16 protein-coding genes are annotated in these 16,103 nt (G+C 42.1%); 10 read left to right on the forward strand and 6 right to left on the reverse strand.

Features of this window, described 5'->3' with window-relative positions; all coding sequences use genetic code 11:
* The 5 genes from Q0993_RS02655 to Q0993_RS02675 all read left to right on the forward strand — a co-directional run bounded on the left by Q0993_RS02655 (position 1) and on the right by Q0993_RS02675 (position 4,357).
* Positions 1-816 (forward strand): purine-nucleoside phosphorylase, encoded by an 816-nt coding sequence (locus Q0993_RS02655; protein WP_299529664.1) that lies wholly within the window; start codon positions 1-3, stop codon positions 814-816.
* A 60-nt stretch (positions 817-876) separates the two neighbouring features.
* A complete protein-coding gene (locus tag Q0993_RS02660) occupies positions 877-1,581 on the forward strand; it encodes a TIGR04283 family arsenosugar biosynthesis glycosyltransferase (RefSeq protein WP_299529542.1) in 705 nt (234 codons plus the stop codon).
* A 132-nt stretch (positions 1,582-1,713) separates the two neighbouring features.
* Positions 1,714-2,580 (forward strand): helix-turn-helix domain-containing protein, encoded by an 867-nt coding sequence (locus Q0993_RS02665; RefSeq protein ID WP_299529543.1) that lies wholly within the window; start codon positions 1,714-1,716, stop codon positions 2,578-2,580.
* A 108-nt stretch (positions 2,581-2,688) separates the two neighbouring features.
* Complete coding sequence (locus Q0993_RS02670) at positions 2,689-3,573, forward strand: NAD(P)-dependent oxidoreductase (protein ID WP_299529544.1); 885 nt, start codon at positions 2,689-2,691, stop codon at positions 3,571-3,573.
* Between the two features lie 10 nt (positions 3,574-3,583).
* On the forward strand, positions 3,584-4,357 hold the full coding sequence (locus tag Q0993_RS02675; protein WP_299529545.1) for a DUF6503 family protein: 774 nt from the start codon (positions 3,584-3,586) through the stop codon (positions 4,355-4,357).
* 47 nt (positions 4,358-4,404) lie between these two features.
* Here Q0993_RS02675 and Q0993_RS02680 read toward each other — a convergent pair whose 3' ends face one another.
* Complete coding sequence (locus tag Q0993_RS02680) at positions 4,405-5,412, reverse strand: N-acetylmuramoyl-L-alanine amidase (RefSeq protein ID WP_299529546.1); 1,008 nt, start codon at positions 5,410-5,412, stop codon at positions 4,405-4,407.
* A gap of 359 nt (positions 5,413-5,771) precedes the next feature.
* Between Q0993_RS02680 and gap the strand changes: the two genes are divergently transcribed.
* The 3 genes from gap to Q0993_RS02695 all read left to right on the forward strand — a co-directional run bounded on the left by gap (position 5,772) and on the right by Q0993_RS02695 (position 8,333).
* On the forward strand, positions 5,772-6,764 hold the full coding sequence (gene gap / locus Q0993_RS02685) for a type I glyceraldehyde-3-phosphate dehydrogenase (protein WP_299529547.1): 993 nt from the start codon (positions 5,772-5,774) through the stop codon (positions 6,762-6,764).
* 134 nt (positions 6,765-6,898) lie between these two features.
* Positions 6,899-8,086, forward strand: a complete 1,188-nt coding sequence (locus Q0993_RS02690; RefSeq protein WP_299529548.1) for a cation:proton antiporter — start codon at positions 6,899-6,901, stop codon at positions 8,084-8,086.
* Complete coding sequence (locus Q0993_RS02695) at positions 8,079-8,333, forward strand: glutaredoxin domain-containing protein (protein WP_299529549.1); 255 nt, start codon at positions 8,079-8,081, stop codon at positions 8,331-8,333. Before Q0993_RS02690 ends, Q0993_RS02695 begins: the two co-directional genes overlap by 8 nt.
* 145 nt (positions 8,334-8,478) lie before the next feature.
* Here Q0993_RS02695 and eno read toward each other — a convergent pair whose 3' ends face one another.
* From eno to Q0993_RS02710, 3 genes are all read right to left on the reverse strand, one after another.
* Positions 8,479-9,753 (reverse strand): phosphopyruvate hydratase, encoded by a 1,275-nt coding sequence (gene eno, locus Q0993_RS02700; protein WP_299529550.1) that lies wholly within the window; start codon positions 9,751-9,753, stop codon positions 8,479-8,481.
* 121 nt (positions 9,754-9,874) lie between these two features.
* Positions 9,875-10,873, reverse strand: a complete 999-nt coding sequence (locus tag Q0993_RS02705) for a phosphotransferase (RefSeq protein WP_299529551.1) — start codon at positions 10,871-10,873, stop codon at positions 9,875-9,877.
* Positions 10,874-10,916: 43 nt separating this feature from the next.
* Positions 10,917-11,687 (reverse strand): SDR family oxidoreductase, encoded by a 771-nt coding sequence (locus Q0993_RS02710; protein ID WP_299529552.1) that lies wholly within the window; start codon positions 11,685-11,687, stop codon positions 10,917-10,919.
* Positions 11,688-12,042: 355 nt separating this feature from the next.
* Here Q0993_RS02710 and Q0993_RS02715 point away from each other — a divergent pair, with 355 nt between their 5' ends.
* Positions 12,043-12,912 carry an SDR family oxidoreductase gene (locus Q0993_RS02715; protein ID WP_299529553.1) on the forward strand — a complete coding sequence of 290 codons (870 nt, stop codon included), beginning with the start codon at positions 12,043-12,045 and terminating at the stop codon, positions 12,910-12,912.
* Positions 12,913-13,034: 122 nt separating this feature from the next.
* On the forward strand, positions 13,035-13,961 hold the full coding sequence (locus tag Q0993_RS02720; RefSeq protein WP_299529554.1) for an AraC family transcriptional regulator: 927 nt from the start codon (positions 13,035-13,037) through the stop codon (positions 13,959-13,961).
* Positions 13,962-14,094: 133 nt separating this feature from the next.
* Here Q0993_RS02720 and Q0993_RS02725 read toward each other — a convergent pair whose 3' ends face one another.
* Both Q0993_RS02725 and Q0993_RS02730 read right to left on the reverse strand, forming a co-directional pair.
* Positions 14,095-15,357 (reverse strand): POTRA domain-containing protein, encoded by a 1,263-nt coding sequence (locus tag Q0993_RS02725; RefSeq protein WP_299529555.1) that lies wholly within the window; start codon positions 15,355-15,357, stop codon positions 14,095-14,097.
* A gap of 13 nt (positions 15,358-15,370) precedes the next feature.
* Positions 15,371-16,102: a hypothetical protein gene (locus Q0993_RS02730; RefSeq protein ID WP_299529556.1), complete on the reverse strand. Its 732-nt coding sequence runs from the start codon at positions 16,100-16,102 to the stop codon at positions 15,371-15,373.
* Position 16,103: the final 1 nt, after the last annotated feature.

Genomic DNA, 16,103 nt, shown 5'->3' on the forward strand with positions numbered 1-16,103 from the left:
ATAACCAAAAAACAACTGGAGGAATCCACGGAATACTTAAGGAGCAAAGGTTTTGATTCGCCTGAAATCGGGATTGTACTCGGAACGGGGCTGGGAAAATTGGTAGATGCCATAAAGGATCCTATAGTGGCCCACTACAATCATATCCCATTTTTTCCCTTGGCTACCGTAGAATTCCATTCCGGCAAACTCATTTTTGGAAAAATAGAGGGCAAAAAAGTGGTAGTCATGCAAGGCCGTTTCCACCTATATGAAGGTTATGATTTTTTGGATGTTACCTATCCTATCCGGGTCATGCACCGATTAGGCATTCAAAGATTGTTTATTTCCAATGCCGCGGGGGCTATAAACCTCAACTTTAAAAAGGGGGATATGATGTTATTGGAAGATCATATCAACCTCCAGGGAGGTTCTCCCTTGGCCTTCAAAAATGTATCCGAGTTTGGAGATCGATTCGTGGATATGAGCGAGCCTTATGATTTGGAAATGCGACAAAAATTAACGGCCATAGCAAAAAGGGAGGGGATTTCGTTGCAAAGGGGCGTCTACGCATCGGTAATCGGGCCCCAATTGGAAACTAAGGCAGAATACCGCATGCTGCGGATTCTGGGGGCGGATGCGGTTGGAATGAGTACGATTCCCGAAGTAATTGTTGCCAATCATTTACGACTACCCATTGTAGCCGTATCCGTCCTCACCGATGAATGCGATCCGGACAACTTACAACCTATTAATATACAGGAGATTATAGAGGTTGCCGGAAAAACAGAGCCGAAAATGGTAAAACTGTTCGCAGAGTTGATCAAAGAAATTTGACAAATGAAATCGGGGGATATGGAGAGCGGATAATGCTAAAATTGGTAATCCAGATTTCGAATGAAAGAGAAGTTCCCCAAAATAAGTATTATAGTACCCATTCTAAACGAAGCCGAATATATCGGAAAGCTCCTGTCTTGCCTTCAAGATAAAATTTCACCAGAACATGTGGAAGAAATTTTGGTGATAGATGGTGGAAGTAGGGACGGTTCCATTAAAATTGCCGAAGGATATAAGGCAACGATAGTACACTCCGAAAAAGGAAGGGCAAAACAGATGAATTTGGGTGCTCATATGGCCAAGGCCGAAATACTATACTTCCTTCATGCCGATACGCTTCCTCCAGAAAATTTTGTGCTTCATATTTTGGAGGCGGTCAAAGACGGATTCCAAGCCGGTTGTTTTCAGATGCGATTTGATAGCAATAGCCGATTTCTAAAGTTCTTTGCTTGGTTTACTCGGATCAACCATCAAATTTGTAGGGGAGGCGATCAATCACTTTTTGTCACTAAAAAGCTTTTCTCACGCACCCAAGGTTTTAATGAAGATTACAAAATATACGAGGACAACGAATTCATAGGACGTCTGTACAAAAAAACCAGGTTTAGGGTACTTCCGCTAAAAGTAAAAACTTCGGCACGAAGATATGAAAAGATGGGGGCCATCCGCTTACAATACCACTTTGGGGTAATTCATCTTAAAAATTATTTGGGAGCAGGACCAGATCAACTCTATGAGTATTACAAAAGAAAAATCCCAATATAGATGCATATTTGGGATATCGGGTCAAACCGCTACAAAACCACAAAAAATCAAAAAATCGGGTAGTTGACCGAAAATGACTATTTTTGGTGAAAACCACAATTCCAAGGTACATTTTCCTCTTATCTTGCCTTTATGAAAGTAGTACCACAAGCCTTTTATCAGAATTCGAAGATTGAAAAAATACTTTGGGATGGACTTTCCTGTGCTTTGGAAAAAACGGTGTCCCATACGGACACACAAAATCAAAGGTATCTCGCATCACATGCCATTACCCTTGTCCGGAACGGCAAACTGCAGATAGAGACTTATGAAGGAAAAGTGCGGGTCGTCCAAAAAAATGAACTGATTCTCTTGCCCAAGGGAATGTACATGATTTCCGATATCATCCCTAAGAATGACTTCTTTAATGCTATGGTTTTTTTCTTTGATGATGACGTTTGTGACGCTTTTCTATCCAATTTTGAACAGTTGGATTCCAAAAAAGTTTTTGGAACACTACGTATCGATTTTAATGAGGACCTACGATTGTTTACGGACACCCTGACCAGTCTTTACAAGGGTAGAAATCAAAACCAGTTTACGCGGGCAAAACTTATTGAGTTCCTTCATTTAATAGCACTTTCCAAACAGGGAAAAGATTTTATTAATCGGCTACAATCCTTAAAGGCAAGGGAACGAAAAAGTATTCGGTCCTTCATGGAGGAACATTTTGATAAGCCCTTGGATATAGACGATTATGCTTACTTGACCGGAAGAAGTGTGTCCACCTTCCAACGGGATTTCAAGCGTAGGTTCCATATCTCACCCAAAAAGTGGTTGATACAAAAACGCTTGGACAAAGCGGCCCTCCTTTTGCGCACCACCGCTAATTCGGTAAATGCAATTACTGTGGAAGTGGGTTACGAAAACACCTCCCATTTCATAAAGGCTTTCCACAAGAACTTTGGAATTTCGCCCAAACAATATCAGATTCAGTATCGCAAGAATGCCTTGATCTAGAGCTTTTATCAAACACTCCCACATGGTTTTGACCGAAAACCACCATTTTTGAAATATTCAAGGATTTAGCGGTCCCGGTTACACCTATCTTGCCCCAAAATCATAAAAATGGAAAACATAGGATTTATAGGATTGGGTATTATGGGGAGTCGTATGGCCCGTAATCTTCAAGAACAAGGATATCGATTAACTGTATATAACCGTACAAAGAGTAAGGCCCAACATCTACTTGACCAAGGCGCAAAATGGGCGGATTCCCCTAAAGAAGTAGTTCAAGATACTACTATAATCATTACCATGCTGTCAACCCCAGAGGCAATACGGGAGATGGCATTGGGAAGAAATGGATTTTTGAAGGCCATGCAAACCAAAAATATCTGGATGAACTGTAGTACGGTAAATCCTTCCTTCGCCCAGGAGATGGCAGCTAAGGCCAAAGAAAAGGGGATTGTTTACATAGATGCCCCAGTTGCTGGTACCAAAGGACCCGCCGAAAAAGGGGAATTGGTTTTCTTGGTAAGCGGAGACAGTGATACAATGGCAAAGCTTAATCCTGTAATGCTGATTATGGGCAAAAAAATCATCCCTCTTGGCAGTATAGGACAGGGGTCCAATATGAAAATGCTCATCAACCTTTTATTGGCCCAATCCATGTTGGCCTTCAGCGAGGCCATGGTACTGGGACAAGAAATGGGGCTCCCCGAGGAAACTCTTTTTAATGTGCTTTTAAATGTTCCCGTTACAGCACCATTTTTGGGTGCTATACGTCCCAAAATGGAAAATGGGGATTATGAACCAAATTTCCCATTACAGTGGATGCAAAAAGATATGCACTTGGCTTCACTAACGGCTTACGAACGCAACGTAGCCATGCCTTCACTTAATATTGCCAAAGAAATCTTTGCCTTGGCCAAACAATACGGGTATGGGACGAAAGATTTTTCGTCTATATACGACTACCTAAAAATTAACAATGCAAATGACAACTACTAAATTTTTACCAATGAGGACAAAAACAGTTTTTACGTATTTCTTGATGATGCTATTCACGCTATCCATCAAGGCTCAGGATGCAAAACAATTAATAACGGATATGATAGAAACAGTAGGTGGAAAAGCCAGTTTCTATAAACTAAAAAATGTAAGTTACGATTATGAATACATTAACCCCAAGGCTCCCATGACCTTGAAAAGTCATGAAACCTATGTGTTTCATAAAGAAAAATCATATGCCGCCTATTCCGTAAATACTGTCACGGCTCCCAATGGTCAGAAGGTCGTTGAGGGTTATGATGGTACTAATGCCTGGGTTACCATGGATGGAAAACTATCGGACGATGCGCAGGCCAACAACTTTGCCCGTTTTATGCGCAAGACCAATTATTATTGGTTCTCCATGTTCTTTAAACTATTGGACAATGGGGTAAACCATGAGTATTTGGGTTCGAAAACCGTAGATGGAAAGGCCTATGACAAGGTTAAAGTGACCTTTGGCAATAACGTGGGCGATGCACAGGACATTTATGTGCTATTTATCAATCGGGAAACTAAATTGGTAGATCAGTTTCTATTTACCGTAATGAGCTTTCAAATGGCCGAACCTCAGCTTATGGTTATGGAATATGAAACAATCGACGGTATTCAAATTGGAAGTAAAAGAAAGTATATAGAGGCCGATTGGGAAGGCAATATCAAGGGGAAGCAATGGGTAACCACCAATTGGACCAACATCGAGTTCAATACTGATGTGGATACGTCTTTATTTGAACGGCCATAGGATTTAACAAGGCCTTATTCGTTAGTTATTGCCGAATAGGGCCTTTGTCACTCTCCTTCATAATCCAGCAATATCCCTTCAGAAATCCATTTAGCCAGTGCCTGCCTGTTATCAGGGTCCAAAATTCTACGTTGGTCCTTTTTGTTACGGATATTGCCGATTTCGATATAGGCCATGGCCGGATGTGTCTTCTTTACCAGGTACAACGATGTGCGGTCGCTAAAAGTACCAGAATAGGTACGATTGGGTTGGAACTTCTTGTACTTTGCCTGAAACGTCTTATGGATACTCTCTGCTAGTTTCTTTCCGTTCTTGCTCTTTTCATGATGGTAGAAAAACACATCGATATTCTGCCCTTTACTGCGGCTATCCACATGGGTTACAATAAGGCGTTGATACTTTCCCTTATTTTTTAGGTACAACTTGTTGACCGCTTCCACGCGTTGTTTCAATCGGGCTACATGGTTCAAGGGGATGGTCTCTTTGGGATAATTCACCTCGTCCCTATCGATTTCCAGAATACGATCGTCCCGGATACCATCATCGGGATCACGTATTATGATATGTACAGTAGCTCCATGCGCTATCAACTCCCTAGCCAACCGCAGAGTAACATCATAGGCGTACTCATCCTCAGCAATCGACTTCCCGCGATAAACAGCCATAGCTCCCGGATCTGGCCCCCCATGACCAGAGACCAAATAATAGATTGTCCCTTTTAAACGTTCACTTTTGGGAAGTACCAAAGCATGTTTTTTGCCAAAAATGGAAAATTCCTTCCCTTTCACTTCTTTGATTTTAGTGGATTGTTCTTGAATGGAGTCTACAACCGAAACCGTATCCACAAGAATTGGTGGAATTATATAACTTCTTCCCTCGTACAGGTGCACGCTGTCCCTAAGATTATCCATATTCAAGGCAATGAAATCATCATAAGCCTCATAAGGGTTCATGCCTTGTTTTCGTAATAGGGAAAGTATTCCATCCCCTTTTTGGGCTATAATGGTGGACAAGGAATCCTGCCCATTGGCACCATGGGTTCCATAATAGAGCATGACCAACAAGGGTAAAAAACAAAACCTCTTCAAAAGAAAAACCATGACTATTTCAGTTTCTCGAAATAAAAAATCAAAAACAATGCCCAAAAGGCCAACACCTTACAAAATTAGGCAACGCAAAATACCATGAAACCAAGAGAAGAAAGATTTGTCAACGATTTATTTAACAATGAGCTCGTAAATCCAAGCTTGGGAATTGGTAATACATAGTCACGGTATCAGCAACATTCTTTTCGAATTCCTTAACCATTTCATTGCATTCCAGGCTTTGAAACAAGATTCCATTCCTGTAATTTCTCTCCCGTTTTTCTGACTAAGAAACTGAAAAAAGACATACTAATCCTAAGAACAAAAATATGAGAATAGCAATTAACGGTATGGGGCGTATAGGTCGTGCCGCCCTAAAGGTTATCAATGAAACCCCTGGACTTGAAGTTGTGGCGGTTAACGATATAGTTTCCATCGAAAACACAGCCTATTTGTTAAAATACGACACGGTATATGGAGTTTACGAAAAAGAGGTTTCGCATAAGGACGATGTACTCCTGGTTGATGGGCAGCAAATCCAGTACACGTCTATTAAGACCCCCGAAGAATTGCCCTGGGCAGCACAAAAAGTGGATTTGGTGATAGAAAGTACAGGGGTTTTTACCTTGGGCGAGGATGCGGAAAGGCATATCAAGGCCGGGGCCAAAACGGTGGTGATATCCGCACCGACAAAAAGTACCGATACCCCAACTGTGGTCCATGGCGTAAATTCACAGGATGGAAATACCCGTGTATTTTCATGCGCTAGTTGCACCACAAACAATATCAGTCCCGTTGTAGAGGTATTGGGCAGAAGGATAGGTATAAAAAAGGCCATTATGACCACAGTGCACGCATATACCGCATCCCAGGGTATTGTTGATGCTCCCTCCAAAAAGAACTTTAGGATGGGAAGGGCAGGAGCCCAAAACTTAATCCCAACGACCACAGGGGCCGCTATTGCTACGACGAAGGCATTACCGGAATATGCCGGAAAGTTTGATGGGGTTGCCATTCGGGTCCCGGTTCCCGTAGGTTCCATATCGGATATGGTCTTCGTTATGGAAAGACCGGTAACTGTAGAAGAGGTAAATCAAATTATGGAAGAAGAGGCGAAAACGGAACGTTATACCCATGTTTTGGACACTACTACAGAACCTATAGTTTCTTCGGATATTATCAAGAGCCCCTATGCTTCTACAGTAGATCTAAGCATGACCCGTGTAGTGGATGGCGACCTACTGAAGGTAATGACCTGGTATGATAATGAATGGGGCTTTACCAATCAAATGATCCGTCAAATTTTAGAGCTAAAAAATTAATATATGCCAAAAAGCCGGCCTAGGCCGGCTTTTTGTTATCAATATATTTTAGGGTAGCCTATATTTGTGTTATATGCCCTTTTAAGCATTTAGGCTAATGTGCTGCCGGGCAATAATTCAAACTGGCTTTTTAAATGCAACACCATATCCTTATTAACATCTGTGCCATTTTTGGAGTGGCTACGGCGGTAATTATTATTTGTAAATTCCTCAAGGTACGTTATATCATTGGCTATTTGATAACCGGTGTACTCTTGAGTCCCAATACCAGCAAATATTTCGCTGATATGGAAGAGGTAGAAGTCTATGCGGAAATCGGTATTATTCTACTATTGTTTACCGTGGGTCTGGAATTTTCGTTCACCAACCTAAAGCGAATTAAAAATTATGTGCTCGTTGGCGGTGCATCCCAGGTATTCTTTACCATTATCCTTACCTCAATACTCATTTGGACCTTAATGCGACCTTCAGTGGAAGAAAGCATTTTTTGGGGATTTTTGTATGCTTTGAGTAGTACGGCAATTGTAGTTAAGGTACTTCAGGACAACAATAAGATCAATACCCCGCATGGAAAGTTTATACTGGCCATTCTACTCTTTCAGGATATTATGATCGTTCCCCTGATGTTGTTTACTCCTATTTTGGCTGGTGCCGGCGGCAATGTGGGCGAGGAATTGTTGTGGTTGTCAGGAAAGTTGATCCTTATGGGAGGAATAGCCTATGTACTGGCTCAATTCGTTATTCCCTTCTTTTTAAAGACTGTAATGAAAATCCAAAGTCAGGAGGTTTTTTTAATCGCCACGGTGTTTATAGTTACTGGTATTGCATTGCTTACAGAGGAATTGGGACTCTCCTTGGCCTTGGGCGCTTTTATAGCGGGACTCATCATTGCGGAAACCGACTACAACCGAATGGCCATTTCCTGCTTTTTACCCTTTAGATACGTGTTTATGAGCTTTTTCTTTATATCCATGGGAATGTTATTGGATTATCAAATCTTCTTGACCGACACCTTGTGGATTGTTTTTTGGTTCTTCTTTGCCCTTTTGGTCAAGGCTATTGCAGGTATATTGGCCGTAAAAGTTATGAAACTGGAATGGAAGACGGCAATTGCCGTAGGGTTCTCCATAGCCCAAATCGGGGAGTTTTCATTTGTCCTGGCGCAAAGTGGTCTGAAGTATGAGTTAATAAGCCAGAACAACTACCAAATATTCCTTGCGGTGTCTATCTTGTTGATGTCATTTACCCCATTTGTCGTGTCCAATGCGGAAAAGATTCCCCAATTGATAGCGAACCCTTTAAAACCAAAATCCAATGCCTAGTCTAAAACTTTACGGGGCCGATTGGTGTATGAAGTCGGCCAATCTTAGAAATTACCTGCAATCCATTTGGGTTGAATTCGAGGACTTCAACGTGGAAACCGATGCGGCCGCCGAAAACACGGTACGGGCCTTGTATGATGGTGCATTAAAGTTTCCAACGGTAACCTATGGGACAGAATTCCTTAAAAATCCTACTACAAGTGAACTAAAAACATTTCTGGAAAAGCATGGATTGCTGGACGCCTAGGAAAGTCCTATTCTGTCCGGGCATGAATACCTTCATGACCTTATCCATAAGGGTCTGTTGTCCCTGAAAAACTCCAAGGCTCAAACTAAATTGCTCACGGGATGTAAGCCAAGAAAAAAACCGATGATAAAAAAGGTTGTGAATGTCAAACGATGTGCCAATTCTGAAATTGGGCCTTTGAGGCCAATACACGTTTGATCCTTAGCACTTCATTCCATTTAGCCATGCGCTCACTTCGCGTAAAGGACCCTACTTTTAATTGTCCAGCATTGCTGGCAACCGCCAAATGACTAATAAAGCTATCCTCGGTCTCCCCGCTCCTTGCAGAAATTACAGGCCGCCACCCGGCATTTTGGGTTATCTGTATGGCTTCCAGAGTTTCTGTAACCGTGCCTATCTGGTTGAGTTTAACCAACACGGCATTGGCCAATTCATGTTGAATGCCATATTTGATCCTTTCCGGATTGGTAGTAAAAAGGTCATCTCCGATAATTTGAACCCTATCCCCATAGTTTTGGGTCAATTTTTTCCAATTTTCCAAATCAGTGTCCGCGAAAGGGTCTTCTATGGAAATGATGGGGTATTTATCCAACCAACCACATATCATACCAAAAAAATCATCCTGACTAAACACTTTGTTCTCCAAGCGAAAACGGTAGGTCTTACTTTTCTCGTCATATAGGTCACTGGCCGCAATATCCAAAGCGATCGAGGCATCGGTTCCAGGTCTGTATCCAGCTTTTTCGATACCCTTTATAAAGGTTTCAAAGATTTGGGCATGACTTTCGAATTCTGGCCAATACCCTCCTTCATCCGCCACGCCAAAATATCGATTTTGCCCTTTAAGGATCTCGCCAGTGGCTCTAAATACATTGGAAGTAATTTCCAAAGTTTCCTCGTAACTATTGGCCCCGTTGGCAATCAATAAAAAATCCTGGACATCGGTGCGCCATTGGGCATGGGCACCGCCACCAATAATTTGAATCTCCGGAATTGGAAGCAGATTTCCTTCTTCTTTTCCCAAATAGGCAAACAAAGGAAAGCCTAGCGCATTTGCTGCGGCTGCTGCAACGGCCGTTGAAACCGCAAGTATGGCATTGGCTCCCAATGCTATTTTATTGGGGGTTCCGTCCAACTTGATCATTAGTTCATCTATCATTTTCTGGTCTCTCGGATCCTTCCCTATCAGCTCTGGGGCAATAATCCCATTAACGTTCCCTATAGCCCTGTTCACTGATTTCCCATCAAAATATAACGGATCGCCATCCCTCAGCTCGTGGGCTTCATACTGTCCCGTAGATGCTCCCGACGGGGCCACGCCCTTACCAGTTATTCCATTGTTCAGTTGCACCTCTACCTCAACAGTGGGGTTGCCACGGGAATCAAAGATGGTATAAGCCTCAATGGCATTAATTATCATTTGCTTGATTTTTATCTGATTATTACTCACGGGCCATATACCTTAATCAAAATACGTTCTGATACGCTTGGGACAATGTTTGAAAACAAATATAAATGGATGTTGGGAACTTTAAACATCTTCAGTTCAGGTAGGTGGAATTTTTTAGCTTTTTGAACCAGGTTTGGATGATATCCTGCAACTCCGAATTCTTTTCCACTATCTGCTTTAAGGCAAATTCCCTGGCCAATGCCTGTCGGTCCGGGTCAAGGTATTCTACAGGGGATTTACCGTCTACCCTGGCCAAAAGGAGCATGGGCAATAATATTGCGGTACGTTTTTGTAACTTCTGAAAATCTTGGAAGCCTTCCCTTTGCTTGCCATAGGTCACAAGAAAAGTGCTAACAAGATTCTCAAGATTTGTGTTACGGGGCGCATGATATAGCCCCTTCAGCAAAAGATGTGAGGACAAAAAGGCAATGTCAAAGGCAGCGTCGCCGTAGAAGGCAACTTCACAATCTAAGATTACCAAACGCTTCCCTGAAATCAAAATGTTTTTTGGGCTGTAATCCCCATGGATCAGACATTCATTCGTGCTTTTTAAACGTTCTGCCTCTTTTAGGATTTCCCGGGCGACCAAGGGATGCCTTTCCGCACAGCGTAAGAGGTAGGGTGAAATACGCAACTGGGTAAAGTTTTGAAGGGAATTGAACTGTTCTGCAACAACGTTTTCGGAATAGGAATACTGATGGATTCTCCCTAGTAGCTTGCCAGCTTCCCGGGCGTGAGACTCTTGGAATTCTCCTTCCATTAACAAGGTCTTCCAATTGGCGAAGCCTTTGTCCAGAAATTCCATGACAAAATAGCCCTGCCCCTTACCCAGTAGTCTGGGAACGGCTTCCGGCAAAAACTGGGAGACATATTCCAAATACTTGATTTCGAAATCATTTCGGGAGACATCCGCGAACCAATCTGATTGGACCTTAAGCTTTTTCAAGGCCCTTTTTACCACAAAGGTTTTCCCCACTGTATCTATCCTGTAGATTTCGCTGGAAACGCCTCCGGTCAGAAGTTCAAATCTCGAAGTCTTTGTTATGGGTATACCATCGGAGGCAAGTTGTTCCAAAAACTCAGGATTCATACAACCGTTTTTGTAATTTCCATACCTTCCACAAGGACATTTTTTATTCTACACCCCCCAGTTCAATACCCAAACCGCCATCTATACGGATTGCCTGACCCGTAATAAAACTCCCGCTCTCCCCACATAGATACGCGACTAGTTCGGCAATTTCCGCTGCTTGGCCAATTCGGCCCGTTAGATGTATATCGTTTAATTCGCCCATCACCTTATCAGGGTGTTCAAAAGAATCCAGTGCCTCGTGTAACATGGGCGTATCCACGGTACCAGGACAAATGGCTACGCAGCGTATTTGAGGTTTAAAGTCCACGGCAATACTTCGGGTCAACCCTAATAAGGCGGCCTTACTTGTGGCATAGGGCATGGTGTTTTTTTGACAATGAAAGCTATTAACACTAGCTACATTGACAATACAACCTTTCCCAATTCTTTGCATCGACGGAATCGCTTGCCGTGCACATAACCATGCACTCTTTAGATTAATATCCATGACCCGATCCCATTCCGCCTCGGTTGTGGTCACAGCATCGGTATAGCCCAATACACCCGCATTGTTGACCAGATAATTGATCTCTCCAAACGCTTTTATGACATCTTTAAAACACTCTGTTACCTGCCTATTATCGGAGACATCACATTTTTTGAACAAAAAGTTCGTTCTGAATCCAGTCCTAAATTCGTTTCCCGCCTTTTCATCAACATCCAAGGCAGCTACCTTTGCACCTTCATTGTGAAAAAGTTCGCATACAGCCTTACCCATACCTTTTGAACCCCCCGTAACCACAATAACCTTATCCTTAAATCGCTTTTCCATGGGTTCTTATTTACACTGTTAATAGATTTTATCTCCTGGCTATTCGACTCATCAAGATAAGGAAAATATAGGAGTGCCCATGGCCATTCAAAAGTATTGGAGTTTGCAACCTCCGGCTTCATTATATCGTACCCATTGGAGAATCGGAAATTTCCTTGGGCGAAACGGTTTATAAGGCCTCCATATTCGACCTACTAGTTAAAAAATCCTATAAAAGTCCCTCGCTTTTCGAAAAAATGTCTGGTTAAATGGCTACTAAAGTCGTTTCTCACTACGATAATCACGGATTCGGCTACATGGAATAATCCTTTTACAGGCAACTTTGCATTATTAAAGAAATTAAAAAATCAAAATCATGTCAAAAATTTTAATTACAGGTGCCAATGGGGGCTTTGGAGCCTTAACGGTAAAAACATTACTGGACCAAGGCCATAGTGTTGTAGCCACAATGCGAAATACGGAATCAAAAAACAAGGCCGTAGCCGATGAACTATCGGCGTTGGGTGCAAAAATTGTCAATATTGATGTTACCAATGACGAAAGTGTAAATTCGGGTATGGCAAAAGCCATTGATCTTTTGGATGGTTTAGATGTGGTTGTTAATAATGCAGGAATTGGTGTCTTGGGGATTCAAGAGCAATTTACCATTGATGACTTTAAACGCCTATTCGATGTGAATGTATTTGGTGTACAACGCATAAATAGGGCCATACTTCCCCATTTTAGAAATCAGGGCTCTGGTTTGCTTGTTCATGTTTCGAGCCTTTTGGGAAGAATTGCATTTCCTTTTTACGGCCCGTACAATGCATCCAAATGGGCCTTGGAAGCGTTGGCCGAAAACTATAGGGTAGAACTGTCCGGTTTTGGGGTAGATTCCTGTATAGTAGAGCCAGGAGGTTATCCCACCGGATTTATGACAAATCTAATGCAACCTTCGGACCTTTCCCAAAATGAGGGCTACGGCGAGATGGTCCATGCACCAAAGCAGGCGTTTGAGAGTTTTGAGGGTGCATTGGCGGGCAATCCTGCCCAGAACCCTCAAAATGTAGCAGACGCCATAGCTGATCTTATCCGTACTCCAGCAGGACAACGACCCATGCGAACCGTCGTTGATAACATGGGGATGGGGGCACATATTGAGCCATACAACAATCAATTGGCACAAATTCATGAAGGTCTTTATAATGCCTTTGGTATGGGGGAAATGTTAAGGTTAAAAGCCTAAGGTAAAGTATCGATCAGAAAAATAACAGGTGATTAAAGAACATCACCTGTTTCTTCATGAAATGAAACTAGGAGTTTGCCTGCAATAAAAGCCTTAAATTAAAATTCTAAATACCTTTACGTATGGCCCATACAAGAATAGAGACATTGAACACCATAAGCGACTTACATCGTTTTAATCGACTTTCACCTCCGGAACATCCCCTCATAAGTTTACTGGATTACAGCAAAATTAGACCTACCCCCGTAAATAATGAACTGAAATGGATACAGCGATTTTATACCATTTCGATAAAACGAAATGTTAGTGGCAAATACCGCTATGGTCAACAATCCTATGATTTTGATGAAGGCCTAATGACCTTTTTTTCTCCAGAGCAGGTAATTTCCGTGCAATTGATCGAAGCGGATGCAACCACCCATAAACCCTCAGGGTGGATATTGGCCATTCATCCCGACTTTTTATTTGGAACTTCATTGGCACGAAACATCATAAAATATCCATTCTTTAATTATTCGGTACGAGAAGCCCTTTTCCTATCGGAAAAAGAAGAAAACATTATCACTGGAATTCTTCAAAATGTAAGGGCCGAATATCAGGCTAATCTGGACCAGTTCAGTCAACAAATCATCATTAGTCAATTAGAATTACTCTTGAATTATGCTGAACGGTTCTATCAACGACAATTTCTTACCCGAAAGGTTTCCAATCATCAAATATTGGAGAGATTGGAAAGCATACTGGAAGATTATTTCAATAGCGAACCACTAGTGGATCGAGGCTTGCCTTCGGTACATGATATTGCCCAAGAATTGAACCTCACCCCTGATTATCTGAGCAGTATGCTAAAGAGTTTAACCGGACAGACCACTCAGCAACATATTCACAACAAATTGATTGAAAGAGCAAAAGTGAAATTATCGACCACTAAATTGTCAGTGAGTGAAATTGCCTATGAATTGGGGTTTGAACATCCACAATCCTTCAGTAAATTGTTTAAATCCAAAACCAGGCAAACACCATTGGAGTTTCGGGCTGCATTTAACTGAGCAAAACGACCGTACCAAAATTTATGTGATAATGGACAATGCATCCCTAGGAGTATTTTCCTCGTATATCGGCCCTTGAATCCTGTGTTTTCTAAAGACCTAATCCCCAAGGCCAATGGTATTGAAGCATCCCTTAAAAATACTGCCCGATACCAAATACAATGCCTCCACTTGAGGAATCATTGGTTATAAGTCCGAACCCATAATCGATTCGAAAAATAGCATTGAAAATACGTTTGTGGATAAATCGAAGTCCTACTCCAGGATAGACCCGAACATTATCGTAATCCACAAAATCGGAAAAACTGCCTCCAGGTAAACGCCAAGAACCACTATCCACAAAAACATTGCCTTGCAGTACAAACCAATCCTTTTCTACTAAGGTCTGCCTAAATTCCGTATTCAATACAATGGCTCCAGTACCACGATCGATCAGAATTCCCACACCACGAATATTTAGGTTATTATCCAAGGCAAAAGGGGCAAAGGGGGTTTCAACATTATCGGAAATTCCCAAACGTAACCTATTGGCCCAATTCCCTTTCTTTCCCACACGCTTAAAGAACATAAAGTCATTGAAGCCGATCCAAAACCCAGGGAGGCGCTGATCCTGGCTACGAACGTATTGAAAATTGAGTATACTGCGGAATCCGGATATGTATTGATAGTAGTAACGAAGGGCGTCAAAATTGTAAATGAGCTTGTATAAATACTTATCCACGACCAGGTCTTGCGGCACATTGGGCGATGTGGCCCCAGTAATATAGCTGTAATCCTCTGTAAAGAAATTCATTCCGACTTCAATACGATTCTTAAAATTAAACTCGTGTAACAGCAAGGCCTCAAAAGATCTATTGTTGTACCTATAATCTGCGGTACCCTCGGATAAAAAAACCGGCTCGCGCGTGGTAAAATCTTGATAAGTGAGGGACACCCCGGTGCGTTTACCGAACAGATTGGGCGCCCTAAGGTTTACTCCATAGGAATTGAAGACGTCCCTTTGGTAAAAGACCCCCAAGGTAATGTTACGACCTAAAAGATTGAACTCCTGTAGCCCCAACCGAAAGGCCAACTCGTCGTTTACCGTACTATAAAAGTTGGCGAAAGGGATAAGGGTAAAATTCTCTTCAATAGTAAAGCGAAGGTCGCACTGGCTACTATTGCCCATTATTACTTCAAAATCGGCGTGGGAAATAGACGGCAAACGTTTTAAACGTTGTATATCCTTTTCGATTACTACGGAATCCAATTCTTGACCCTCCTGCACCTGTAGCAGTTTTTTGAGAAAAACGGGCTTTGTTTTTTTGGTTCCTTGAATTTCTATGTTTACTATGGTGGTCTGCGAAAAAGCATGTAGTCCAAGAAGAAAAAAGCAGATCGCACCGAATAGTCTCATAAAAAGGTTGCTTTTAGTTTTCCTGTATTGTAAAGGATAGTTCGGAAAAGAGATTTACCCAGTTATCCTCGCTGACCCCCATCAAGGTAAATCCATAGGAACGACCTATAATCAGATCAGGGGGTGCACCTCGGGTTATATTTAAAGTTACATTTTCCGTATTGTAATAGCGAAACATTTGTTCTTGAGTGTAGGTGCCGGACAATAAGTCGTCATCACTGGTGGAAACCACTTGAAAATATATTATGGTATCATTATACGTGCCATCTGTCCAAGAAAAATGCGGCGTGGGTGAATCTATATCCGCTACTTCTACATTTTCTGCCAAGTACTCTGTAGGCCTGGAATCTTTTTTTATCCTGATAGGATTGCACAAATGTATCTTGCCTTCTTCCTCGAACGAAACAATGACCCATTTACCCTCCTCTACCTGAGTGTCCACTTGTTTTAAATATCCGTTGAAAACATCTTTTGGGATTAACTCAACCTCTTTATATTCGGCAAAATTATTTTTGTCCGCCTCCAAAGAGGAAGTCTCAAAATATCGAATATCCGTGGCACCTGGTCTCGGATACAGAAAAACATGGGTAAGATCCCCAGTTTCACTGCTTGCGGCACAGGCAATGACGTTGTCCAAAACAAATTCTCGATCTTCTACCACGGCCCTAAGGGTTCCGCTGAGTATTTCCTCATCTACCGAGCAGCTACATAGGACCAACGCCAATAAAACAGGATAGGATTTCAAA

It is taken from the genome of Ulvibacterium sp. (genome assembly GCF_028285715.1).
Lineage (GTDB): Bacteria > Bacteroidota > Bacteroidia > Flavobacteriales > Flavobacteriaceae > Ulvibacterium.